Source organism: Actinomadura sp. B10D3 (assembly GCF_039871695.1).
Lineage (GTDB): Bacteria > Actinomycetota > Actinomycetes > Streptosporangiales > Streptosporangiaceae > Spirillospora > Spirillospora madurae.
In genome coordinates, this window is the sequence record NZ_JBDPLY010000004.1 from 338,174 (window position 1) to 362,947 (window position 24,774).

The following is a 24,774-nucleotide window of genomic DNA, read 5'->3' on the forward strand; positions in this document are numbered from 1 at the left end:
TCAGGGGCGGGGGGTTTCCGGGCTGTCGATCAGGGATATTAGGTTAGGCTCACCTAACCTTGCAATGGGTGAGCGGGTATGAGCCCCCTCACTCCAGCCGGGCGAGCAGGCCCGCCACGGTCGGCGCGCTCATCAGGGTCGCGATCTTCAGGTCCGCGCAGCCGGGCTCCCGCCGGATGCGCCGGACGAGCTTCATGGCGAGCAGCGAGTGGCCGCCGAGGTCGAAGAAGTCGTCGTCCGGGCCGACCTCGGGGACGCCCAGCTCCTCGGCGAAGATCCGGCACAGGGCCGCCTCCCGGTCGCCTGGCACGCCGCCGGAGGCGGTCGCGGCGGCGGCCGTCCCGGCGGTCACGGTGCGGGCGGTCACGGTGCGGGCGGTCAGCTCGGCGGGCAGCGCGGCGACCTTCGCGCCCGGGTCGTCCGCGACGGCCGCGAGCACCGCGGTCACGCCGTCCGCCAGCGCGGCGGCGGTGTCCCGGTCGAACAGGTCGGCGGAGTAGTCGACGATCAGGCGGAGCCCGTCCGGGACCTCGCGGAAGATGAAGTCCAGGTCGAACTTCGCCGCGCCGGGTCCGAAGTGCGCCTCCCGCTGTTCCAGGCCGGGGAACCGCACGGCGCCGACGCCCTGGTTCTCGTACCCGACCATCACCTGGAACAGCGGGTTGCGGCCGGGCACGCGGGGCGGGCGCAGCGCCTCGACGACGGCCTCGAACGGCAGGTCCTGGTGGGCGAGGCCGGCGAGGTCGGCCTCGCGGACGCGGGCGAGAAGCTCCGCGAACGTGGGGTCGCCGGACACGTCGGCGCGCAGGACGAGCGTGTTCACGAAGAAGCCGACGAGGTCGCGGGCGGCGTCCTCGGTGCGTCCCGCGACGGGGCTGCCGAGGGGGATGTCGTCGCCCGCGCCCGTCCGGTGCAGCAGCGCGGCGACCGCTGCCTGGCACACCATGAACATGCTGGCGTTCGCGTCGCGGGCGAGCCGGCCGAGGCCGCGGACCAGGCCGGGCGGCAGGTCGGCGGTCAGGGTGCCGCCGCGCTGCCCGACGGTGCCGGGGCGGGGCCGGTCCACCGGAAGCGGGATCTCCTCGGGCAGGCCGGCGAGGGCCTTGGCCCAGTGGTCGAGCTGCCGGGCGTGGACGCTGCCGGGGTCGAGCGGATCGCCGAGCAGCTCCCGCTGCCACAGCGCGTGGTCGGCGTACTGGACGGGCGGTGGCTCCCAGGCTGGGGGCGCCCCGTCCAGCCGGGCCGCGTAGGCCTCGGCGACGTCGCGGGCGAACGGCCCGAACGACCACTCGTCGAAGGCAATGTGGTGGAAGACGGCGAGCAGCAGATGCTCGTCCTCCCCTTCGGGGAAGACCGCGACCCGCAGCGGGATGTCCTTGGCGAGGTCGAAGGGCCTGGCGATGACCTCCTCCGGCGGGCAGGTCGCCACCTCCAGCGCGGGACGCGCGTCCTCGGGGTCGAGGATCCGCTGGCAGGGGACGCCGTCGTGCTCGGCGAACACCGTCCGGAGGCTCTCGTGCCGGGCGGTGACGTCCCCGACGGCCGCCTCGAGCGCGGCGAGGTCGAGGGGCCCGCGGAGCCGGACGGCGAGCGGCAGGTGGTAGGCGTCGCGCGGGCCCTCGTCCTCGCGCAGCAGCTGGTCGAGCATCCACAGCCGCCGCTGCGCGGACGAGAGCGGTATCCGCTCCGGCCGCTGTCTGGGCTCCAGGACCGGCCGGGGCTCCGCTCCGGCGCGGCCGTGCAGGCGCCCGGCCAGCTCGGCGACGGTCGGCGCCTCGAACAGGTCGCGGATCGCCAGTTCGGCGCCCAGCACCGCGCGGGCCCGGCCCACGAGCCGCGTCGCGAGCAGCGAGTGGCCGCCGAGGTCGAAGAAGTCGTCATCGATGCCGGTGCCGGGCGCGTCCAGGACCTCGGCGAACAGCGTGCACAGCAGGCGTTCGACGGGCGTCCGGGGCGGCCGTCCGGCGCGCCGCCGCCCCTCCTGGCCGGGAGCGGGCAGCGCGCGCCGGTCGAGCTTGCCGTTGACGGTGAGCGGCAGCGCGTCCAGCGTCATGATCGCGCTCGGCACCATGTAGCCGGGCAGCCGCCCCTTCAGGCTCTCCCGGACCCGCGCGGCCAGCACGCCGTGGTCGCGCGCGGCGACCGGATTGTTGGCATAGGAGGCGGGCGGGCGCCCGGCCTCGGCCGGAAGGCACGCCGCTCCCCCGCCGAACACGGCGTCGTAGCATCCCGCCCGGTCGGACGGCGTGAGGACCACGTCCGGGAAGAGCGCGTGCAGCGTCTCCGGCTCGACCCCGGCGGGAGCCGCGGCGAGCGCCTCCCGCGCCTCGGCCGGCGATCCGCCGTCGCGGAGCACCCGCAGGGCGGCCGCCTCGCCCGACAGCCGCGGGTCGGGGATCCGCCGGACCCGCAGCGGCCCGGCCGGCCTGTCCGCGAGCGCGTCCAGGGTCGTCCAGTCGCGGACCGGGCTGTCCGGGGCGGGCGCCGCCTCCTTGCGGAGGACGACGTCGTAGCGGTGCCGGGTCAGCTCGTTGTGGTGCGTGCCGCGCTTGACGAGGACGTCCACCCGTGCCGGGACGTCCCCGACGGGCTGGAGGGCGGAGAAGAAGGCCGGGTCGAGGAGGAGTTCCTTCTCCATCCGGACGGCGCGGTCGATCGCCTCCAGGTCGCCGCCGCCGCGGCCGAGCTGGACGGCGGCGTGCAGGCAGCGGACCGTACGCAGGTCGCGGACGTCGCCGATGAACAGGGCCCCGCCCGGCGCGAGCAGCCGCATCGCCTTGCCGATGACGTCCTGGAGGTAGGCGGCGCCGGGGAAGTACTGCACCACCGAGTTGATCACGATGGTGTCGAAGTGGTTCTCGGGAAGGCCGGCGGTGTCGTGCGCCGGGCGGCAGGCGAGCCGCACGGGCGAGTCCGGACCGATGTCGTGCCATCCCTGGGAGGGCGGCCCGGCGGACGCCCCGGCGGCCGCACGGAGGTCCTGGACCAGCTTGGCGATGACGGGCTCGGAGAAGTCGGTCCCCCAGTACTCCTCCGTGCCGGGCGCGAGGCGGGTGAGCAGGAGGCCCGCGCCGACGCCGATCTCCAGGACGCGGCGGGGGCGGAGCGAGCGGATGCGGTCCACGGTCGTCTCGCGCCATTCGCGCATGTCGTCCAGCGGGATGGGGGCGCCGTCGTAGCTGCTGTCCCAGCCGGCGAACTCCTCGCTGTGGACGACGGTGCCGACCTCGGTGTACTCGGCGTCGTAGATCTGCCGCCACTCGGCGAGCTGCTCCTCGGCGGCGCCCTCGCGCGAGCCGTCCGGCACGATGTAGCCCACGAGGCGCTTCACGCCGGGGACGCCGGTCTCGGCGGCCACCACCGCGGCCTGCCCGACGCCGGGCTCGGCGGCGAGCGCGGTCTCGATCTCCTCCAGCTCCACCCGGTAGCCGCGGATCTTGACCTGGTCGTCGGTGCGGCCGAGGAAGTCGAAGTTGCCGTCGGCGCGGACGCGCACCAGATCGCCCGTGCGGTACATGCGGCCGCCCGAGAACGGGTCGGCGACGAACCGCTCGGCGGTCAGGTCGGCGCGGCCGAGATAGCCGCGCGCCAGCCCGGCGCCCGCGATGTACAGCTCGCCCGGCGCACCGGGCGGGACGGGGCGCAGCCACCTGTCGAGGACGTAGCCGCGCGTGTTCCAGATCGGCCGACCGACGGTCGGGGTGGCGCTATCCTCGGTGCCGCCGCCGAGCGTGTTGATCGTGTACTCGGTCGGGCCGTAGAGGTTGTAGCCGAGGACGCCCTCGGCCCGCGCGAGCCGGTCCCACACCGACGCCGGGACGGCCTCGCCGCCGAGGAGGACCAGCGGCGGCCGGTGCCCGCCGTCCAGCAGCCCCTCGTCGAGAAGCTGCTGAGCGTAGGTGGGCGTCACGTTGATGACGTCGATGCGGTGCTGCCGCAGGTAGGCGGTGAGGGCCTCGGCGTCGCGGCGCAGGTCCTCGTCGCAGACGTGCACCTCGTGGCCTTCGATGAGCCAGAGGAGCTCCTCCCACGACATGTCGAAGGAGAACGAGACCGTGTGCGCGATGCGCAGGCGGCGGCCAGCCGAGGCGACCACCGGGTCGAAGATGTTCGCGCGGTGGTTGTACTGCATGTTGGTGAGGCCGCGGTACGGCGTCACGACGCCCTTCGGGCGCCCCGTCGACCCGGACGTGTAGATGACGTAGGCGGGGTGGTCGAGCCGCCCAGGGGTGCCCGGGGCGAAACCGCGGAGCTCGTCCGGGGCGGGGTCGGTGCCGGGCTGCGCGGCGAGGGCCGCCGCGGTCTCCGGGTCGTCGAGCGCGAGGGTCGTGCCGGAGTAGGTGAGACCGGCGGCGATGCCGCGGTGCGAGACCAGGCAGGCCGGGGCCGCGTCCTGGAGCATGTAGTCGAGGCGGTCGGCGGGGTAGTCGAGTTCCAGCGGCAGGTAGGCGGCGCCCGTGCGCAGGACGGCGAACAGCGCGACGACCATCTCGGCCGAACGCGGCAGCGCCAGCGCGACGACCTTCTCCGGCCCCGCACCGTTCGCGAGCAGCAGCCGGGCGAGCCGGTTGACCTCGGCGTTCAGTTCCCCGTAGGTGAGCCGGACACCGGGCAGCGACACGAGCGCCGGATCGTCCGGGCGCTCCGCGGCGCGCTCGGCGAGCAGTTCGGCGACCGTCAGCTCGGGGACGGGGTGCCAGGCCTCGTCCCAGTCGCGGCGGCGCCGATCGTGCTCCTCCGGGACGAGCAGGTCGAGCCGGTGGCAGGGCTCCTCAGGCGCCTCGGCGAGCTGCCGGAGGACCTGGACGTACCGGTCGGTGATCCGCTCGGCCTCGGCCTCGGTGAACGCGTCGCCCCGGTACATGACGCGCAGGGCGGCACCCGGCTCGACGACCACGGTGATCGGGTAGTGGGTGGCGTCGCGGACCTCCCGGCCGGTGACGCGCAGGGCTCCGCCGGGGCCGAAGCCGCGGTCGGTGGGCATGCCGGGGAAGTTCTGGAAGACGAACAGCGTGTCGAAGAGCGTGCCGAGCCCGGTGGCGCGCTGGACGTCGGCGAGGGCGACGAAGGAGTGGTCGAACAGCTCCGACTGGGAGGCCTGGACGCGGTCGAGCACGGTGGCGAGCGCGTCCGCCGGCCCCGCCTGGACCCTGACCGGGATGGTGTTGAACAGCAGGCCGACCATGGACTCGACACCGTCGACGTCGGGGTGGCGGCCGGAGACCGAGGCGCCGAACACGACGTCGTCGCGCCCGGTGAGGCCCATCAGCACGAGGCCCCACGCGGTCTCGAAGAGCGTGCCGGGGGTGACGCCCTGCTCCCGGGCGACGCCGTCGAGGCGCGCGGCGAGGCCGTCCGGCAGCGTCCGGTGCACCTCGCCGGCGCTCGCGAGGTCCGCCGGAGCGTCGACCAGGCCGGGCCGGAGGAGGGCGGGCTCGTCGAAGCCGTCGAGCGCGCGGCGCCAGGCGTCCACGGCATCGTCCCTGTCGCGGCCGTTCACCCAGTCCAGGAAGGCGCGGAAGGACGGGACGGGACGTGCGGCCTCGGCCTCGGCGTCGGTGTAGGAGTCGAGCAGGGACGTGACGAGGAGCCCGCCCGACCAGCCGTCCAGCAGGATCAGCTCGGAAGTGAGGATCAGCCGGTGGTCGTCCTCGGCCAGGCCGGCGAGGGCGAACCGGATGAGCGGCGGCTCGGCCGGGTCGAACGGCTCGGCGCGCTGGGCGTCGACGAACGCGTCGAGGCCGTCCGGGGTGACGTGGGCGTGCGTCCAGGGGACCTCGACATCGTCCGGGACGAACTGGACGGCGCGGTCGCCGTCCGTCCGGAACCCGGCGCGCAGGTTGGGGAACTTCTCCAGGACGGCGCGCGCCGCCCGCGCCATCCGCTCCGGGTCGACCGGGCCGGACAGCGACACCACGGCCTGCTGCACGTAGATGTCGCGGCCTTCCCCGGCCATCATCAGGTGGAAGAGCAGGCCCTCCTGGAGCGGCGACAGCGGCAGCTCGCTCGCGGGCTCCACCGCCTGGGCGCCCGCGCCGCCGGCGGGCGCGGCGGCGGCCCGCGCCAGGGCCTCGACCGTCCGCAGCCGGAACACGTCCCTGACGGTGAACGACAGCCCGGCGCGGCGGGCGCGGGCGACGAGGAGCGCCGCGCTGATGCTGTCCCCGCCGGTCCGGAAGAAGTCGTCGTCCGCTCCCACCGCGTCGCGGCCGAGGACGGTGGCGGCCAGCGCGGCGAGGACGCGCTCCGCCTCGGTGGCCGGGGCCCGCCCGCCGGACGGGCGTCCCGGTTCGGGCAGGGCGCGCCGGTCGACCTTGCCGTTGGGGTTGAGGGGCAGCTCGTCCAGGACGACCAGCTCGGCCGGGACCAGGTAGTCGGGCAGCAGCGTGCGCAGCGCGCCGTGCAGCGCGCCGGGGTCGGCGTCGCCGGCCACGTACCCGACGAGCCGCGACCGGTGCGCGGTGACGGCCGCGCGCCGGACGCCCGGCTGGGCGGCCAGCACCGCCTCGACCTCCCCCGGCTCGATCCGGAAGCCGCGGATCTTGATCTGCTCGTCGGCGCGGCCGAGGAAGTCGAGCCCGCCGTCGGCGCGGCGCCGGACGCGGTCGCCGGTCCGGTAGAGGCGGGAGCCGGGCGGGCCGAACGGGTTCGCGACGAACCGCTCCGCGGTGCGGGCGGGGTCGCCGAGGTAGCCGCGCGCCAGGCCGTCGCCGGCGAGGTACAGCTCCCCGACCGGGACCTCGCGGAGCGCGCCGTCCAGGACGTACGCGCGGGTGTTGGCGATGGGGCGCAGGCCGCCGTCGCCGTCGCCCGGCAGCGCGATCAGGCTGTCGCCCGCCGCCTCCGAGCAGCCGTACAGGTTGACCAGCCGTCCCGGGACCCGGTCGGCGAGCGCGGCGGGCAGCGCCTCCCCGCTGCTGATCCAGGTGGTGACCGAGGGGGGCGGGCCGTTCTCCACCAGGGCGGCGAGCAGGCTCGGGACGAGCGTGACCAGCCCGGCCCGGTGCCGTTCGATGAGGTCGGCGAGCGCGACCGCGTCGGTGGCGGTCGCGTCGTCGGCGATGACGACCGTGTCGCCGGCGGCGAGGCCGCCGAGCAGCTCGGTCGTCCCGTCGATGAACGCGGGCGAGCTCTTGGCGACGCGGACCCCGGGGGCGGCGAGGCCGGTCCCCCAGGAGAGCCGGTTGGCGAGGGCGCCCTGCGTGCCGACGACCGCCTTCGGCGTGCCGGTCGAGCCGGAGGTGAAGATCACGTAGGACGGGTGGTCCGGGTGGATCTCCGGCCGTGCCCGGCGGGGCGCGTCCAGCGGCGGCTCGTCCTGGCCGAGCACCAGCAGCGGGCGGACGGTGTCCAGCATCATCCGCACGCGTGCGGGCGGATACGCCAGGTCGACCGGCAGGTACGCCGCGCCCGTCTTGAGGACGGCGAGTAGCGCGACGGCGAACTCCTCCGAGCGCGGCAGGGCGAGCGCGACGACCCGCTCGGGTCCCGCGCCGGCCGCGGCGAGCCGGTCGGCGAGGGCCTCGGCGCGGCGGTCCACCTCGGCGTAGGTGAGGGCGGTGTCGCCGAACACCACCGCGGTGGCGTCCGGGGTCCGCGCGACCTGCTCCTCGATGAGGGCGGCGACCGTCCGGGCGGGCAGCTCACGGGCGATGTCGGGGTGCTCGACGGGCGTCCCGAGGGACGACAGGCGCCGGTCCGGCGCCTCGGTGACCTGGGTGAGCAGCGCGCGCAGGTCGTCCAGGAGGCGCTCGACGGTCGCGGCGTCGAAGAGGTCGGCGGCGAACGCGGCGAACCCCTCGACCTCCTCCTCGCCCTCGGCGAAGTACAGGTCGAGGTCGAACTTCACGCCGCCGGTCCCGGGCAGGAACGGCTCGGCGCGCACGCCCGGCAGGGCGAGGCGCACGTCGTCCAGCCGCTGGTGGACGATCATCACCTGGAACAGCGGGCTGCGGGCGAGCGACCGCTCGGGCGCGAGCCGGTCCACGACCCGCTCGAACGGGACCCCGGCGTGCGAGAACGCCGCGAGGTCGGCGGTCCGCACCCGGTCGAGCAGCTCGGCGAACGTCGGGTCGCCGGACAGGTCGGTGCGCAGCACGAGCGGGTTGACGAACACGCCGACCAGGCCGGCGAGGTCCTCGTCGGCGCGTCCCGCGATGGGCGAGCCGAGCGCGATGTCGTCGCCCGCACCGGACCGCTGCAGCAGCGCCGCGACGGCGGCGTGCAGCACCATGAACACGCTGGTGCCGGTCTCGCGGGCGAGGCGCCGCGCCCCGGCGGCCGGCAGCCGGAACGGGACGAGCCCGCCCCGGTGGCTCGCCTCCGCCGGGCGCGGCCGGTCGAACGGGAGGAGCGTCTCCTCCGGCGCCCCGGCGAGGGTCTGCTCCCAGAAGTCGAGCTCCGGCGCCGGGTCGGGCGCGGCCTCGCGCTCCCAGGCCGCGTAGTCGGCGTACTGGACGGGCAGCGGCTCCCAGCCGGGCTCGCGTCCCTCCCGGCGGGCCTCGTAGGCGTGCGCGAGGTCGGCGAGCAGGGGCGTGAAGGACCACTCGTCGGCGGCGGCGTGGTGGAGAAGGAGGACGAGCGACCACGTGTCGTCGGCCGTCCGGACGAGGGTGCCGCGGACGGGCAGGTCGATGCCGATGTCGAAGATGTGGGAGGCGGCGTCCTTCTCGATCTCCGCGCGCCGTTCGGGGGTCTCGGCGCGCGCGTCGACGACGGCGAGGCGGGCGGGGACGTCCGGGTCCTGGACGCTCTGGACGGGCAGCCCGTCCGGCCCCTCGACGAGCAGGGTCCGCAGCGCTTCGTGGCGCGCGACGACGTCGCGGAAGGCCCGGCCGAGCGCGTCCTCGTCCACGGGTCCGTGCAGGCGAAGGCCGAGCGGCAGCGCGTAGGAGGCCGACGGGCCGCGGAGGCGTTCCTCCAGCCAGAGCCCGCGCTGCGCGGCCGAGGCCGGGACGACGTCCGGCCTCTCCACGTCGCGGACCCGGACGGTGTCGGCCGCGACCAGCCGGGGCGCCAGCGCCGCGACGGTCGGCGCCTCGAAGACGTCCGCGATGGACAGCGACCCGCCGAGGACGGCGCGGGCCTTGGCGGCGACGCGCGTCGCCAGGAGCGAGTGCCCGCCGAGCGCGAAGAAGTCGTCGTCGATGCCGACGCCCTCCACCCCGAGCAGCTCGGCGAAGATCGCGCAGAGGGCGGCCTCGCGGGCGTCGCGGGGCGCCCGCCCGGAGGTCTCCGCCTCCGGCGCGGGCAGCGCCGCGCGGTCGAGCTTGCCGTTGACCGTCCGGGGCAGCGCGTCGAGCGCGACGAGCGCGGACGGCACCATGTACTCGGGCAGCGCCCGCACGAGCGCGTCCCGCAGGGCCGGCTCGTCCACCTCTCCGGACGGGACGTAGTAGCCGACCAGCCTCGCGTCGCCGGGGCGGTCCTCCCGGACGACGACCGCGGCCTGCGCGACGCCCGGCCGCGCGGCGAGCACGGCCTGCACCTCGGCGGGCTCGATCCGGAAACCGCGGATCTTCACCTGGTCGTCGGTGCGGCCGAGGTACTCGATCGACCCGTCGCGGGCGCGCCGCGCGAGGTCGCCGGTCCGGTACATGCGCGACCCGGGCTCGCCGAACGGGTCGGCGACGAACCGCTCGGCGGTCAGGTCGGGACGGCCGGCGTACCCGCGGGCGAGCTGCTCCCCCGCCAGGTACAGCTCGCCCGGCACGCCCGGCGGGACGGGACGCAGCCGCGCGTCGAGGATGTGCGCCCGGGTGTTCCAGAAGGGGCGGCCGATGCCGGACGCGGGCAGGTCCGCCGAGGTCGCCCAGATCGTCGCCTCGGTCGGCCCGTACATGTTGGTCGCGAGGGAGGCCGCCTCCGCCAGGGACTCCGCGAGCGCGGGGGGCAGCGCCTCGCCGCCGACCAGGACGCGCAGGCCCTTGAGGGCCGCCGGGTCGAGCGTGCCGAGCAGCGACGGGGTGCCTTGGACGACGGTCGCGTCCTCCAGCAGCGCGGCGAGGGCGGCGGGGTCCCGGACGTCCGCGCGGTCGGCGAGGACGATCGTCGCGCCGCTGATCAGCGGGGCGAACAGCTCCAGCGCGGCGATGTCGAACGCGATCGTCGTGACCGCCACGAGCCGGTCGCCGGGGGTGAGCCTGAGCCGGGCCTTCGTCGCGATCAGGAAGTTCGTCAGCGCCCGGTGCGGGATCGCGACCCCCTTCGGGCGGCCGGTCGAGCCCGAGGTGTAGATGACGTACGCGAGCTCGTCCGGCCGCGGGGCGGCCGCCCGCGCGGCGCCGGCGTCGTCGGGGGCGGTGCCGTCGAGGACGAGGAGGTCCGTCCCGTCCGGCAGCAGGCCGGCGGTCTCGCCGGTGACGATCGCACAGAGCGGGCCCGCGTCGTCCAGCATGTAGGCGAGCCGGCCGGCGGGGTGGCCGAGGTCGAGCGGCAGGTACGCCGCGCCCGACTTCAGGACGCCGAGCAGGGCGACGACGAGGTCGGCCGTCCGCGGCAGCGCGAGCGCGACCACGCTCCCGGCACCGGCGCCCCGCCCGCGCAGCTCGGCCGCGAGCGCGGAGGAGCGCGCGTCCAGCTCCGCGTAGGTGAGGACGTCGGTGCCGGCCTCGACGGCCGTCCCGCCGGGGGTGCGGGCCGCCTGCTCCTCGAACAGCGCGACGACGTTCGTCTCCGGGAGGGCGCGGTCGGTGGCGTTGGCCCGCTCCACCAGGGCGCGCTCCCCGGCGTCCATGACCTCGAGCGCGCCGATGGGGCGGTCGGGGTCCGCGACCGCGTCGGCCAGCAGCGTCTCCAGGTGGGCGAGCAGCGCGTCGATGCGGGCGTCGTCGAACAGCTCGCGGCGGAACGTCGCCTCGACCGTCATGCCCTGCGCCCGGACGAACGCCTCCAGCGACAGGTCGAAGTGCGTCGTCCCGTTGTGGATGTGCGTCCAGCCGGACGCGACGCCGGGTAGGTCCAGCTCGCCGATCTCCTGGGCGAGGAACAGCAGCATCGTGTCGAAGAACGCCGACCGTCCCCGCCCTCTCGCCGGGCGGAGCTCCTGCACGATCCGGTCGTACGGCAGCGCCTGGTGCGCGAATCCCTCGGTGACCGTCCGGCCGACCCGGTGCAGCACCTCGCGGAACGTCGGCCCGCCGGACAGGTCGGTGCGCAGCACGAGCGTGTTGCCGAAGTTCCCGACGAGCCGCTCGACCTCGGCGTGCTCGCGGTTCATCACCGACGACCCGATCGCCACGTCCTCGGCGCCGGTGTAGCGGTGCAGCAGCACGGCGTATCCGGCCATCATCACCATGTACGGGGTGAGGTTCTCCGCGGCGGCGAGCCGCCGCATCCCCTCGGTCACCGCGTCGTCGAAGCGCCGCGCACGGCGGCCGCCGCGCTCGGACACGACGGCGCCGCGCGGATGGTCGGCGGGCAGGTCGAGCGGCGCGGGCGGAGGGTCGAGCCGTGCCCGCCAGTACGCGAGGTCGTCCTCGGAGATCGGCCGGCGCTGCTCCCACTCGGCGTGGTCGGCGTACTGGACGTCCAGCGGCGGCAGCCCGTCCGGTTCACCGGTCACGGCCGCGCGGTAGAGGGCGGACAGGTCCCGGGACAGCGAGCCCCAGGTCATGCCGTCCCAGGCGATGTGGTGCACGACGAGGACCAGCGCGTGCTCGTCCGTCCCGAGCCGGAGCAGCTCCAGCCGGATCGGCCGCTCGTCCCGCAGCGCGAACGGCGTCGCCGCGAGCTCCGCCGCCCGCGCCTCGGCGTCGTCGCACGGGACAGGCGCGAGGTCCAGGGAGTCGTCGCCGGTCACGATCTGGACGGCGCCGCCCTCCCGCTCGGCGTAGACCGTCCGGAGGACGGCGTGCCGGCGGATCAGTCCACGCAGCGCCTCCCGCAGGGCGCCGGTGTCGAGCGGCCCCGACATGCGGACGAGCAGGCAGACGTTGTAGGCCGGGCTGTCCGGAAACGTGCGGTGGTGCAGCCACATGCTCTGCTGCGCGTAGGAGAGGGGCGCCGGTCCGTCCGAGCCTCGGGGGGTGAGCCGCGCGGTGTCGGAGCCGAGCCCGGCCTCCGCCATCATCCGCCGCATCAGTTCGCGTCGCCGTGCCGTCGTCGTCTGCTCCTGCACGCTCAACTCTTTCGTTGTCGGCTTCGCCACCGCAGGTTAGGTTAGCCTTGCCTGAGAAAATCATGCAAGGTTAGCCTTACCTAAGTTTGACCTCCCGGTCGCGAAAGGAAGTTGGCTGCCTTGTCCTCTGGTCTCCGCACCGATGCGCAACCCGCCGAGCTGGTCGTCGAGCACACCTCGGACCCGCTCGCGCTCGTGGCCCGCCTGGCCGGATCGGGTCACTTCGATGACCACGTGGTCTACGAACGTCCCGGATCATGGACGTTCGCGGGCGGTGTGCTCGGCGAGGTGGTGCTCGACGCGGGCACCGTCACCACCCGGTGGCCCGGAAGGCCCGCAACCGCGCGCCAGTGGACGGACTCCCCCGCGGAGGCACTGCGCGACGCGTTCGCCGAGGCCGCGCTCCCCGCCTGGACCGCCTACGGCTGGATCGCCTTCGAGTTCGCCACGTCCCGGCCCGCCGGAAGGATCGCGCACCTGGTCGTCCCGCGCACCGAGGTCCGGATCGAGCAGGGCCGCGCCACCATCACCGGCACCGACGACCCCGACCAGATCGCCGCGCTCCTCACCGAACCGAGCCCCCTCCCTCTTGGGACCCCCTCACCGGTCGACGTCCGCGTGGACGGCGACCGCTACCGGTCCCGCGTCGCCGCCGCGGTGTCCGAGATCAACGCGGGCCTCTACCAGAAGGTCATCGTGTCCCGCCGCCTGGACATCCCCTACCCGGTCGACCTCGTCTCCACCTACGTCCGCGGCCGCAGGGCCAACACCCCGGCGCGCTCGTTCCTGCTCTCCCTGAGCGGCTTCCAGGCCACCGGCTTCAGCCCCGAGGTCCTCGCGAGCGTCGACGCCGCCGGCCGCGTCATGACCCAGCCCCTGGCCGGCACCCGCGCCTTCGGCTTCGGCGGGGCCGCCGACGCCCGCACCCGCCGCGACCTGGAGACCGACCCCAAGGAGATCTACGAGCACGCCGTCTCCGTCCGCACCTCGCAGGACGAGCTGTACCGCGTCTGCGAGCCGGGAACCGTCCAGGTCAGCGGCTTCATGACGGTCAAGGAGCGCGGCAGCGTGCAGCACCTCGGCTCCAGCGTCAGCGGGCTCCTCGCCCCCGGCCGCACCTCCTGGGACGCCCTCGACGCCCTCTTCCCCGGCGTGACCGCCTCCGGCATCCCGAAGCCCGAGGCGGTCGACGCCATCACCCGCCTGGAGGAGCACCGCGGCCTCTACTCCGGCGCCGTGGTGACCGTCTCCCACGACGGCTCCCTCGACGCGGCCCTCGTACTGCGAGCCCTCTACGCCGAGAACGGCCGAGCCTGGCTCCGCGCCGGCGCCGGCATCGTCAGCGCCTCGACCCCCGACCGCGAATACGAGGAAACCTGCGAGAAACTCTCCAGCATCGCCCCCTACGTAGTCCCCGCCCCTGAACCACCCCTTACCCGCTCCGGGTGGTGAAGCGGTGAGGTTCGGTGAGGGCCAGGTCACGGACGGCGGAGCGCCAGCCATCGGAACGCAGGTCTCCGCGGAGCCGGACGTGGCCGGGGTCGGTGCGCTGGGACTGGTCGGTGAGATCGCCGAGCGTCGCCTTTAAGAGTGGCGTTGGCGCGGTCGCCCGCCCACGTCCACCAGCGCAGGTCGCCTGACGGGCTGCGGCTGATCACTCGGAACGCCATCATCGGCCGGTGACTCCGCGCGGACCATGACGCATCACCGGGTGCCGTGTTTGTGGGCGCGGTACTCGGACGCCAGGGGGCCGCCGTCCTTGGCGGGCCACTGGGTGAGGGCGCCACTGTGGCGGTCAACGACGAGGATGCCTCCGGAGGCGTCCGAGTGGGGCGCGGGGCGGGCGATGAAGCCCTCGTCGAAGGATTCGACGGAGAGCGGGACCGGGCGACCCGCCGTGCGGGTGTACCAGGCGTCGGCACGGCGCCAGGCTTCGGCGCGGTCGACTGGGTGGGCTCGCAGTCCGTAGGCGGCGAGGACGTCGGAGACGTTGCGGACCGTCCGGCAGCGGTTGGGGCCGCAGGCCAGGCAGACCACCCGGTCGCGGGCGTCGCGCCCGTAGCGGTGGGCGGTGAGGACGGTGGTCAGCGCCGCCGACGTCGCCAATGTCAGGTTCCGGGCCGTCCGGACGAAAGACGCGCTGTACGGGTCGAGGGCGGTGGGGTGCGCCAGGACGAACCGGTCGAGGGCGTGCGGGTCGGCGCGCATGGCGGAGGTCATCGCGGACCGCACCTGGGAGACCGTCCATTCGCGCAGGTCGTGGCCGCTCACGCCGCCTCACCGAAAGCCGTGCCGAACAGGGCGGCGACGGTGCGGGAGCGGTCGTTGCCGAACCAGCCCCAGCCGGCGGCCAGGAGCGAGACGGTCCGCAGGCCGCGCCCGGACTCGGCATCGTCGGCGGCGTCGGTGACGGCGGGCTCAGAGGGGGCGCCCTGGTCGGTGACGGAGACGGCGACCGTACCGTCCCAGCGGGCGATCTCGACGGTGAAGGTCCCGCCGGGCTGGCCGGACTTGGTGTGCCGCAGGGCGTTCACCACGAGTTCGTCCACGGTGAGGAGCACCTCGTCGAGCAGGGGGCAGCCGTCCAGGAGCATCGCGGTGAAGCGGCGGGCGGCGCGGGCCTGGACGGGCTCGCCGGGGAAGGCGCGCCGCCAGCGCTGCGCGGTCGCGGGGGCGGGCAGGACGGGAATCGTAAGGGACATGGGTTCCTCAGCGCATAGTGGCCGGTTCGTCATCGTGCGTGTTCATCGTCACACCACGCACCGGCGATCACACGAAAAACCCCACGTCAGCCCACCGATTCGCACGCCTGCCGCGCGCACGTCGACCAGTTGGGCTCGCGCGGCCCGCACGTTCACGAGCGGAACGCTCTGCTGCTCACTTGCTGTTCGCGTCCTGGAACCGCCGGGTGAGAGCGGGCGAGGTGACTGTTACCCGGGGCAGCGGCGGGCTGGCGTACCAGTCGGCCTTGTACTTGCGGAGCAGGGCCTCGCCGTCGCGTTCCCAGGAGAAGCGCGGCTTCTTCAGCAGCTTCTGGAACACGCGGCTGGCGGCGTCGGGCCCGGCTTCGGCCACCAGACGGCGGATCGGGACGGGGCTGATGCCCTCCTCGCGCAGATAGGCGGAGACGACCTCCCGGTAGATCCGCCGCCGGATGAGGTCGGGTTCGGCGAACGCCTGCTGGGCGACGGCGTAGTCAATATAGAAGCCGAGGCCGTCTTCGGCGTCGTAGATGAGGGCGACACTGTCCGCGTCCGTCCATTCCTCGGGCAGCGGCGGCAGGTCCGGTTCGGTCCACGGGCCGGACTTACTGCCGGCCAGTTCGTAGGCATGACGGTAGAAGGCCATCAGGGTCTTGTGGACCTGGTCGCCGGAGACGACGACCAGGTCACCGCCGTGGAGGTCGATGAAGGCGCGGCGCTGCTCGTCCTGCAACTCGCGTGCCTGGGCTAGCTTCTCGGGGTTGCGGAAGACCCGCTCCGGATACCGCGTCACGATCTCGGGGAGCCCGGCCAGGACGTCGTCGGCCTGGTCGGCGGCGAAGGCCATCGGCGTACCGCTGATCATCCACTCGTCCCCCACGGGCACGACCCCCCCGATGACGATCATGCCGGAGGTGAGCGCCTCGACGCCCTCCGGACCCATGTTGGAGCGGACACGGTAGGTGAGCTCGTCCACGTGGTTGTAGGCGATGACGCCGTCGTCACCGTACGGCTCCATGATCTCGAACATGCCCTGCACGTCGTCGAGCCAGCCCAGGAGCAGGGCCTTGTCCTGCTCGTCCAAGGCCCGGTTCTCGGCGACGAACCGCTCCACCACCCGGGAGCCGCCAGGGAGCCGGTGGCGGAACAGGAAGTCCTCGATGACGGCCGCGAAGACACCCTCGTCGTTGACGACCCCGCCCGGGAAGGCGTCCAGGATCAACTCCTCCAGCACGCCGCCGAAGCGGTCGGACATGGCGAAGCTCATCAGCTCTCCCTTGAGGTCTCCCGCCCGCGCCATCAGATCCATGCTCGCCCTCTCCGTAGCCGGTTTCCGGGCCTGCACGCTACCGGCACGCCCCGGCCGGATGTGATGTGTTTGAGCGGCGCGGATGAGCGCACCGCTCGTCCTTGCTGGAGAGTCACTTACCGACCGCGTAGTCGGGCCAGTCCCGAGAGCGCGGCCCGCTGACAACCGTCATATGCACGCTACGGACTCGCCGTCACCGTCCAGGGCACCACGCGGCCTCCGAGCCCGTGGCGGCAAGGGCGGGCATGGATCGGTGGCGACTCCGGAGACCGCCCCCGCACGCCCGCCGGAAAGCCAGTCCGACATGTACATCGACGGGCGGTGCGTCCAGAGGATGCACCGCAACCCCTACGCGGACGAGCCCGCGCCCCTGGCGCGGAGGGCCGCAGTGATGAAGGTGCAGGGTGTTACGCACCACGACCTGGACCACGAGATCTACCTGTCCGATCCTCGTGAGATCGCCCCGAGAAGATGCCCACGATCCTCCGCCAGGCCGTCCGCTAGGACCGGCGGGGGCGGGCCCGGACGCGCTGCCGGACTGCTCCACCCCGCGGGTCCGGGTTCAGTAGCCCCCGAAGTCGGAGTACGCGCCGTACAGGCCGGACCGGTAAGGCACTTCGGGAAGCGGATCATTGTCCCGCGGCTTCGGAATGCTGATCTCGATCGATACCGGCGGCTCCCACGTGTGGGCTTCGAAGATCTTGCGGAGTTCGTGGTCGGCGATGCCCGCGGCGCCGGTGGCCGCGACGCGGGACAGGGCGTCCAGCGACAGCCCCCGGTCCAGCGCACGGCGCAGCCGCCGGGCCCGCCGGACCCGGCCCCACTGCCACAGCGCACGGACGCGGGAGCCCGGCAGCAGCCGCTCCGCCCGAAGCCGCCGGCCGACCTCCTCGACCGCTGGGGATGCCGCGATCATCAGCACGGTCAGGCCGAGCACCCTGCCGACCTTCGGCACGACCTTCAGCGCGGCGGTCTCGACGGGGTCGCGGGGCTCGCGCCGTTCCGCGTACACCCGGTGCCGATCCGGCGAGACCCGGATCTGACCGTCTCCGGCCAACCTGACCAGCACGGTCATCGCGACACGCTCGGGGCCGCCACACAGGTAGGCGATCTCGTAGGGGCCGACTTCGGTGTGATCGCGCATCGGTTCCACTTCCAACTGAGGTCGTGACAGTTCCAACGATTTCTGGTCAGACGCACTGTGCTCCGCGGACGTTCCGGCGTCAACCTGACCGGAGCGCCGGGGCCAGGACCGGCAGCGCGAGAAGGAGAGCGCCACTGCCGCCATTTGCGGATCCCTTCCAGAACAGCGCGGCTATGCGACGAACGCAGAACTGGAGCGTCACCTTCGCCGAATCGGCGGCCCGTCCCGCACCCACGCCCCCGACTCGGATATACGCGGTGTGTGCGTTCGGCGGCTGAACGTGCAAATCCCGAACGTTCACGCTTACATGGTCGGTGACGCCTCCGGAGGCCGCCCCCGCACGTCCACCGGAACCCTGTCCGACAGGGAATGAAAAGAGCGATAAGTCCGCTGTCAGGTGATTCCGGCAGTTGGGCTCCGCTCCCCGGTGGAAAGGACGCAGCGTGGGCATCGAGCAGCCCGGCGGGACCGACACCCACGCGGAGGACGCCGACAAACCCCAGGCTCCCGAGCGTCCACCGGGACCGCCGCCCGACCGGCCCGGACAGCCCGGCTTCCCGTCCCGCATCGAAAGTCGCCGCGCCGCCCGCGAAGCCCAGGAGGCCCGCGCGGCCGAGCTGGCCAGCCGGCAGGCCGCCCCACCGGAGAGCGGCACCGAGCAGGACGACGAACCAGACGAGAAGACGGCCGAGTCCTCCCCCACCGAACCCGCCAGCGAACAGCAGGACACCCAGGACGACCACAAGGACGCCGAGGAGCCGACTGGGAACAGCAAGAGCGAGTCCGAGACCGGTTCCGGACTGGACGAACATGACGCCTCGACGCCCGAGCCCGAGAGCGCCGAGGCGACGCGACCGGACGAACCAGCGGGGCAGACCGGCACGACGGACAACGACGAACTCGCTCCAGACACGGGCGCGGAGCCACCCGAGAACGCTCAGGATCAGGCCGAGCCTCCCCCTGCCGACGCCGCCGAGGACCCGGAGGAGCCGACCGAGGCGGGGGACGCCGGGGACCAACCCGCCGCCGATCCCGAAGCCGGTCAGGTGGGACGTCCGGACGGGCCTGGCGAGGAAGGCCGCGCCCAAGACGCCGATGAGGTCGCACCGCGACCGCCCGGCGAGCGCGAGCAGGTCGAACCCCGCGACCGGCAGCCACTCCCCCAGCAGGACAGTCAGACCTCCGAAACTGGCGACCCCGGCTCGGAAGCCGCCGCCGGACAGATCCTTCAAGCCGAGCGCCAGTCCGGCCTTCTGGAACAGGCGTCCCAGGACGCACCCGATCCAGTTCCCACTGTGCAGCCGGACGGCCCCTCGGACAGCCGGCCGGCCAACGAAGGCGAGATGCGGCGGGCCCCAGACAGGAAATTCCAGGCCGCCGAGCCTTCGGAACAGTCCGGCAGGAGCGACGCCCATGTGGAGGACACCGAGAAGCCTCCGATTCGGGACCGTCCACCGGCGCCGCCGCACGACCGGCCAGGGCAGCCCGGCTACCCGTCCCGCCTGGAGAGTCTCCGCTCCGCACGCGAAGCCCAAGAGGTTCGCGCGGGCGAAATGGAGAACCGGCAGACCATCGCGCCGAAGAACAACGCCGAGCAGCAGAACGATCCGGTGGACGCGAAGGGGCCCGAGCCGCTGAGAGCCGAAGACCGACCGCATTCCCCGGCCACCACAGGCAACTCGAGCGAGACCAAGGGGCAGCGGGAGATCGGTGAGAAGATGGCCGAACTCGCCGAACGGAAGGTCGTTGCCGAAATCAACGAGGCTCTGGACAAGGTCAATCCCAAATTTGACGTGGCCAGTTCAGCGTACTCCGAGAACTGCACCGGCGTCGTGCAAGCCAACGAGTTGCGGCGACGCGGCGAGGATGTGGAGGCCGGGCCGCTGGAGAAGCACTTGCGGACCGATGAAGGCGGCCCAGGCGGCCGATCGGTGAGTACCATCGAGAAGGCTTGGGGAGGCACGTTCGTTCCCGGGGCCAGGGCGGAAATCGAGGAGGCGTTCAAGCAACCAGGGTCGCGAGGCATCGTCTACATCGCCTGGAACGGAGCCGGTGGCGGGGCACACGTCTTCAGTGTGGAGAACGTCGGCGGAAAGGTACACTTTGTTGACGGCCAGCCGACCCCTCCGGTGCGTGACGCCTCGCATTACTTCGCCCTGGGGCGCGCTACGGAGTATCTTCGAGTGGACGACCTGCCGACACCTGCCCGCGGCATGGTCGATCCATATCTCGAACCATGACCTGCGACCCTGCACTTGGAGGCATACCAGCATGGCCGTGACCTACGACCAGGCACGCGACCTCGTCCGCGAACATTTCGAGCCCGGGTGGACGCATGGAACCTTTTGCCTGGACGACCGGCTCATCAGCGAGAACGACGAATTCTACGTCTTCAACATCGGTGCTCGCGAATTCATCCTGGACGAGGATAATTCGTACGCGATCGCCGGCAGCGTGCCCGTTGTGTTCAAGGAGGACGGCCGGCTGGCTTCCCGCCCCTCAGTCATGATCGCCACAGACCCGTCGATCCGGAGCAGGCCGAATCCGAACCCCACGTTGAGGTGATTTCAGCAGCCATGGGAAATAAGGGCCCAGCGTGTACCGCCGGGTGTCGGTGCCGACCTGTGGAGCGCGTGCGTAACCGAGTTGCGTGAAGCACTCGCCGCAAAGGACAGCTGGGCGCGGTGCGGGAAGTGCGGCGAGCTGTGGTACCTGCGGTTGGCAGCCCTCGGGGCGCTGGATGAGGGCGGCACAGTTGGATGCCGAAAGCCCCCTGCCAGACCGACGCGCAGCGGCCCGTGGACCGCGAGGTCGGGCAGGCAGGCCCTCCCAGGAATCTCCTCCCGGTCCTCCAATGGCAGATCGAGCGCACCGGCCCCGCGCCAGCCCAGAAGGTTCTAAAGGTGCGGCCAGAGGTGGGCGAACTCCTGCTCGATCTCGTTGAGGGTGCGCGGGGCGCCGGCCAGCTGCTCGATCAGTGCGTACCGGCGGCGCCTGACCCAGCCACCGACAAGGCCGCCGGCGATGGCCGCCCCGGGGATGAGGGCGCCCAGCATCGGCGAACCGATACTGACCAGGTCCTTGGCCGCTCCCACCACTTGGTCCCGGGCCGGGCGGCCCTCGGCCAGCTCGGTCTCGAACTGGATCCCGAAGGCCGACAGCTCCTCGCACGCGCGGAGCACCTCGGCCCGTTTCCCCTCGGCAATGGCGGCGTCGACGCGCCCGCAATACTCGCGGAATCTGCGAGCCCGGCGGCTGTCCCTGGTCTCCAGGGTGATCTCCAGGACCTCGGTGGGACGGCTGGCGCGGCTGAGCACGTACTTCAGGACGAGGGGGATGCGGACCTTGAACGCCTCGTAACCGAGCACCCGGTTGATCTGATCATCACGGGCGGCCTCGGCGTCGCCGACCAGCGCCGTGACCCGTTCGGCGAACCTGGGGGGCGTGTGAGGCTTGACCAGCTCGGCGCGCAGCGCGTCCGCGCTGTACGGGCAGCCGATCAGGTCGGCCAAGAGCGAATACACCTGCGCGCGGTAGATCAGTTGCGCGGCAAAGCGCTCGGGTGTCGCGTCCTGGTAGAACCAAGCCTCATGGTCGGCCCAGTAGCCTGCGCCGTCCTCTGCGTCGATCGACGTCGCGTCCACCTGGCTCCCTGCGAGGAGCAAGGTCGAGAAATTTCGGGGATAGTAATTGTGGTCGCTGGCGATCCAACCCATTTTGTGAGGCGATTGGTACGCCACACGCGGTGTCAAGCGCTTGAGGTCGGCGAAGACCCGATCGGGGTCCAGTGGCCGGTCCAGAAGGGCGCTGACCCTGTCGACCTGGCTCTGGCCGTTGACCGCGTTCACCTGGCCCTGGTCCCGGCCGCTGACGGCCGCCATGGAGGTCGCCTTGGCCAGTCCGAGAAGGGCGAGCACCTCGGGCCAGGCCATGTTCTCCGTCGCGATCCGGATCACATCCGCCGCGTCCCCCAATACCTCGGAAAGAGCCGCTCTGGATGTGTGGTCGGCCGACACTACCTGGGTGTGCGGGCTGACGCCCGCTTCTGGCCCCGTCAGCACATGGTCGTAGAGGATGAGGGCATTCACGAATTCCGCCACCGCGAGCATCGTGAGCCGTGGCCGCGTGGATCGCCCGGCGCGCGCCCGTTCCCAGCGCGCGTCCTCGAAGTAACGCATGGCATGGTCGATCGTGGCGTTATCAAGCAGGATGCTGGAGATCTTGGGGCGGCTTTCACCGTCGGCGTCCACACGCTGCACGACGGCTCTGGCTAGATCAGGGTTCTCGAACAACGCTCGGGCGCGCCGTTCGTTGATCGCGTTGCGCTCGTGGTCACGGGGACTGGAACCTCTCACGCCCTCCAGCATGGGGGCCACCACGGCACCGCGTACCGCGGACCGCCGAACTGCCTTCATGCCGCCCGGAACCCGGTCGACCCTTTCGCCTCGTGCCGATGGCGCCTACTGCACGCCTTCCGGCGCTCAGAAGGCGGTTGATTCTTTGGTTTCCGTCTGGTTCCGAGTCAGCTTCCGCGTCAGGGAGGGGTGGATCGGCTGATGACGCGGCAGGTCATGAGGGCAGCCATGGCGATGCGTATCACGGCTTGAGAGCCGGCTGACGGGGCTTCGCAGTCGCGGGCCAGGCCGTGGTGCAGCATGAGCCAGGCGCAGTGCGTTCGACGACTCGGTGAACACGGCCGGGTTGCGCTCGGGTCGGACGGACAGGTGGGACGGACAGGTGGGACGGCCGGGGCATTGTGCGTGGTGGCCTGCGTTCCGTGCGGCACCACAGCGTTCAGCACCGACGCATGACGACAGCACGGCCGAGGGAGCGGAACCGACTCGCACCACGGGGGATGTGGGTATCGCGTTAAGGGAGATGGACATCGAAGCCAGGTCGCCATTGGGATGACGTGAGGTCGGATGGTCCGCGCGTAGGGACGCTGGGGGTCGAGCTTCATGAACGTTCACGCCTTGCACGTTCGACCTATGCTTCTTCTAAAGTGTGTGGACCTGTTCGATACAGAATTGTCACCATATGCGGCCTGACCAGCCGTTCATTCCTCCGCCAAGTGTCGGACGCGCCGTGTACACACGGTAATGACATAGTCACGGTCCTGCTCCCCGGGGGTCAGCATGGTCAGCCCGTACGTACGACGCCAGCGCCTGGCGGCCGAACTCCGCAAGCTCCGCGAGGAGCGCGGCATGATGGCGGACGAACTCGCCAAGCGCATCCACTACTCCCGCATGAAGATCAGCCGCCTGGAGAACGCCCACGGCCGACCCGACGTCGCCGACGTCATCACCATCCTCGACTCGTTGAGCGTCCCGGAGAATCAGTGGACGCAGATCGTTCGCCTCGCGCACGATGCGGCCGCGAAGGGCTGGTGGGACTCCTACGGCAACGCCATGGGAGCGAGGCACCGGCTGTACGCCGACCTTGAGTCGGGGACGGACAGCATTCGCGAGTACAACCTCAGTGCCATCCCCGGTATCCTCCAAACTACCGAGTACACGTCCAGCCTCATCGAGATCACGAAGAAGGAAGGTCAGCTCGATTTCCAACCGGAGAAGATGATGCAGGCTCGCCTGAAGCGGCAAGAGGTTCTTCTCCGGCCAAACGGCCCAACGTACGAGTTCGTTATCGATGAGGTCGTCATCAGGCGCCGCACCGTACCGCGCGCCGTCATGGCAACTCAACTACAGCACATGGTCAAGGTGGTAGCAGCCGAACCTCGATTCACCCTGCGAGTACTTCCCGTGCACGCAGACATGGAGGGAGCGCTACTCCCGAAGGCCACGTTCGCGCTCTACACCTTCCCAGACCCGGTAGACCCACCGATGGCCGTTGTGGACACGATCACCACCGACCTCATTCACACCGAGCGCCGGGAGGTGAGGCGGTATATACAGAGATACGAGGACCTCGCCAGAGGAGCGCTTCCACCGCAAGACAGCCTGGCGCTGCTCACCGAGGCCGCTGACCTGTTGATCAACAAGGTGGGACCCCCAGCATGACCAAGCAGTACACCCGGTGGCGCAAATCTCAACACAGCGAACCCAACGGTTCCTGTGTGGAGGTGGGACGAGCAACAGACGGGACTATCGGCGTCCGGGACACAAAGGCCCAGGGAAAAGGGCCGATTCTGGAGTTCACGCGGTTGGAGTGGGCTGCCCTGCTCGACTCAATCCGATCAACTTGATGGGACGCAACTGACGCGTCCCCATAGTTGACACTCATCAGCGTTCCATGGCGATTGCAGGCCGCTCTATCTCCTCCGATCTGCAGCGGCCTGCGCTTTGGCCAGGAAAGCCATGATCATCGGAAAATCCGGAACGAGGTCGCGCATTTCCGTCCCAGCCCTCTCACCCCGGAACAGCGGCAGCAGATTAACATCTTCGCCGGCCTGTTGAAGAGCCTCGTCCCGTGACATCGACCGCACTAGGAGCAGATCCGCACAGCGCACGTTTCCCGCCCACGGGCCAGGCAACAGAGGTCGCCGGATGGGCTGCCACGTCGGATTGGACGGTAGCCATCAAGACGTCAAAATACCCACGTGAGTTTCGGCGACGCGGCGATGAAGGGGGCGGCGAAAGGCCTGCGCGGGCCGTGTCAGTGGGGTTGGGAGTGCAGGGCGGCCAAGGTCTTTTCTAAACGGCGTTTGCGCGTCTCCGGCTTCTTTGCTTCCTCTATGGCCAGGACATACTCGCGCTTGTGGCTGTAGAGAGGCGGTCGTAGGCGGCTCGGGCCTCCGGGTCGGCGTCGAGGGCGCGGGTGAGGTCTTCGGGCTCGTTGACGGTGCGTGGCTCGGTGTCGAGCACCAGGTCGACTTCCACCTCGTCGCCTGTCGTGACGCCGGCGGCATGCCGGTTGGCTTTGCTGAGGCCGATGAGGAAGCGGCCGCGCATGATGGCGACGCGGCTCTTCCAGAAATGTCTTTGGGCGTGATGGTCACCGGCGGTCGCCTGCCTCCGCCGAGGGCCTCCACGACGTCTGGTGGGACTTCCAGGCCCTTCATGGGCTCTGGGGGTTCGACGTGGGTTCGGAACTTTATGGTTTGCGGGTTTCCTGGATACGGATCATGTTGCCGGCCGGGTCGCGGAAGGCGCAGTCGCGGACGCCGTAGGGCTGGTCGACCGGTTCCTGGACGACCTCGGCCCCGCCGGCCTCGACCTTCTCGAAGGTGTCGTCGAGGTCGGCGGTGGCCAGGAGGATCCAGCCGTAGGTGCCCTTGGCCATCATCTCGGCGATCACGCGGCGCTCCTCGTCGGTGATGCCGGGGTCGGCGTCCGGCGGCGCCAGGAGGATCGACGTGTCCGGCTGGCCGGCAGGGCCGACCGTGATCCAGCGCATCTTGCCCTTCCCCACGTCGCTGCGCACCTCGAAGCCGAGGACGTCGTGGTAGAAGGCGAGAGACTCCTCCGGGTCGTCGTGCGGGAGGACGGTCGTGTGGATGGTGATGTCCATGCAGGTCAGGCTAGTTGGGGCATCATGGCCCGCG

12 protein-coding genes and 1 pseudogene are annotated in these 24,774 nt (G+C 71.9%); 5 read left to right on the forward strand and 8 right to left on the reverse strand.

Annotated elements, in window-relative coordinates:
• Nucleotides 1-88 precede the first annotated feature (88 nt).
• Nucleotides 89-12,118, reverse strand: coding sequence for an amino acid adenylation domain-containing protein (locus ABGB11_RS10015; protein ID WP_347631136.1), 12,030 nt, complete (start codon nt 12,116-12,118; stop codon nt 89-91).
• 120 nt (nt 12,119-12,238) lie between these two features.
• On the opposite strand from ABGB11_RS10015, the gene ABGB11_RS10020 reads away from it, so the two are divergent.
• Nucleotides 12,239-13,570: a salicylate synthase gene (locus tag ABGB11_RS10020; RefSeq protein WP_347631138.1), complete on the forward strand. Its 1,332-nt coding sequence runs from the start codon at nt 12,239-12,241 to the stop codon at nt 13,568-13,570.
• A gap of 252 nt (nt 13,571-13,822) precedes the next feature.
• Here ABGB11_RS10020 and ABGB11_RS10025 read toward each other — a convergent pair whose 3' ends face one another.
• The 4 genes from ABGB11_RS10025 to ABGB11_RS10040 form a co-directional block, all read right to left on the reverse strand.
• Entirely contained in the window at nt 13,823-14,389 is a 567-nt protein-coding gene (locus ABGB11_RS10025; protein WP_347631140.1) for a hypothetical protein, read from the reverse strand.
• Nucleotides 14,386-14,820 carry an ATP-binding protein gene (locus tag ABGB11_RS10030; protein ID WP_347631142.1) on the reverse strand — a complete coding sequence of 145 codons (435 nt, stop codon included), beginning with the start codon at nt 14,818-14,820 and terminating at the stop codon, nt 14,386-14,388. Before ABGB11_RS10030 ends, ABGB11_RS10025 begins: the two co-directional genes overlap by 4 nt.
• A 175-nt stretch (nt 14,821-14,995) precedes the next feature.
• On the reverse strand, nt 14,996-16,129 hold the full coding sequence (locus ABGB11_RS10035) for a hypothetical protein (RefSeq protein WP_347631144.1): 1,134 nt from the start codon (nt 16,127-16,129) through the stop codon (nt 14,996-14,998).
• Nucleotides 16,130-16,691: 562 nt separating this feature from the next.
• Nucleotides 16,692-17,273, reverse strand: a complete 582-nt coding sequence (locus ABGB11_RS10040) for a TIGR04222 domain-containing membrane protein (protein WP_347631146.1) — start codon at nt 17,271-17,273, stop codon at nt 16,692-16,694.
• A 443-nt stretch (nt 17,274-17,716) separates the two neighbouring features.
• On the opposite strand from ABGB11_RS10040, the gene ABGB11_RS10045 reads away from it, so the two are divergent.
• Together ABGB11_RS10045 and ABGB11_RS10050 are read left to right on the forward strand one after the other, a co-directional pair.
• Nucleotides 17,717-19,513, forward strand: a complete 1,797-nt coding sequence (locus ABGB11_RS10045) for a toxin glutamine deamidase domain-containing protein (protein WP_347631148.1) — start codon at nt 17,717-17,719, stop codon at nt 19,511-19,513.
• A 37-nt stretch (nt 19,514-19,550) separates the two neighbouring features.
• Entirely contained in the window at nt 19,551-19,838 is a 288-nt protein-coding gene (locus tag ABGB11_RS10050; RefSeq protein WP_347631150.1) for a hypothetical protein, read from the forward strand.
• A gap of 332 nt (nt 19,839-20,170) precedes the next feature.
• Here the strand turns inward: ABGB11_RS10050 and ABGB11_RS10055 are convergent, their stop codons facing one another.
• Entirely contained in the window at nt 20,171-21,640 is a 1,470-nt protein-coding gene (locus ABGB11_RS10055; protein WP_347631152.1) for a hypothetical protein, read from the reverse strand.
• 768 nt (nt 21,641-22,408) lie between these two features.
• On the opposite strand from ABGB11_RS10055, the gene ABGB11_RS10060 reads away from it, so the two are divergent.
• Both ABGB11_RS10060 and ABGB11_RS10065 read left to right on the forward strand, forming a co-directional pair.
• On the forward strand, nt 22,409-23,290 hold the full coding sequence (locus tag ABGB11_RS10060) for a helix-turn-helix transcriptional regulator (RefSeq protein WP_347631154.1): 882 nt from the start codon (nt 22,409-22,411) through the stop codon (nt 23,288-23,290).
• The gene (locus tag ABGB11_RS10065) at nt 23,287-23,475 is read left to right on the forward strand and encodes a DUF397 domain-containing protein (protein WP_347631156.1); all 189 of its coding nucleotides are present in this window, start codon (nt 23,287-23,289) and stop codon (nt 23,473-23,475) included. Before ABGB11_RS10060 ends, ABGB11_RS10065 begins: the two co-directional genes overlap by 4 nt.
• A 487-nt stretch (nt 23,476-23,962) precedes the next feature.
• Here ABGB11_RS10065 and ABGB11_RS10070 read toward each other — a convergent pair.
• Together ABGB11_RS10070 and ABGB11_RS10075 are read right to left on the reverse strand one after the other, a co-directional pair.
• Nucleotides 23,963-24,196: pseudogene (locus ABGB11_RS10070) on the reverse strand (hypothetical protein); the annotation flags it as partial.
• A gap of 127 nt (nt 24,197-24,323) precedes the next feature.
• Entirely contained in the window at nt 24,324-24,740 is a 417-nt protein-coding gene (locus ABGB11_RS10075; protein ID WP_347631324.1) for a VOC family protein, read from the reverse strand.
• Nucleotides 24,741-24,774: the final 34 nt, after the last annotated feature.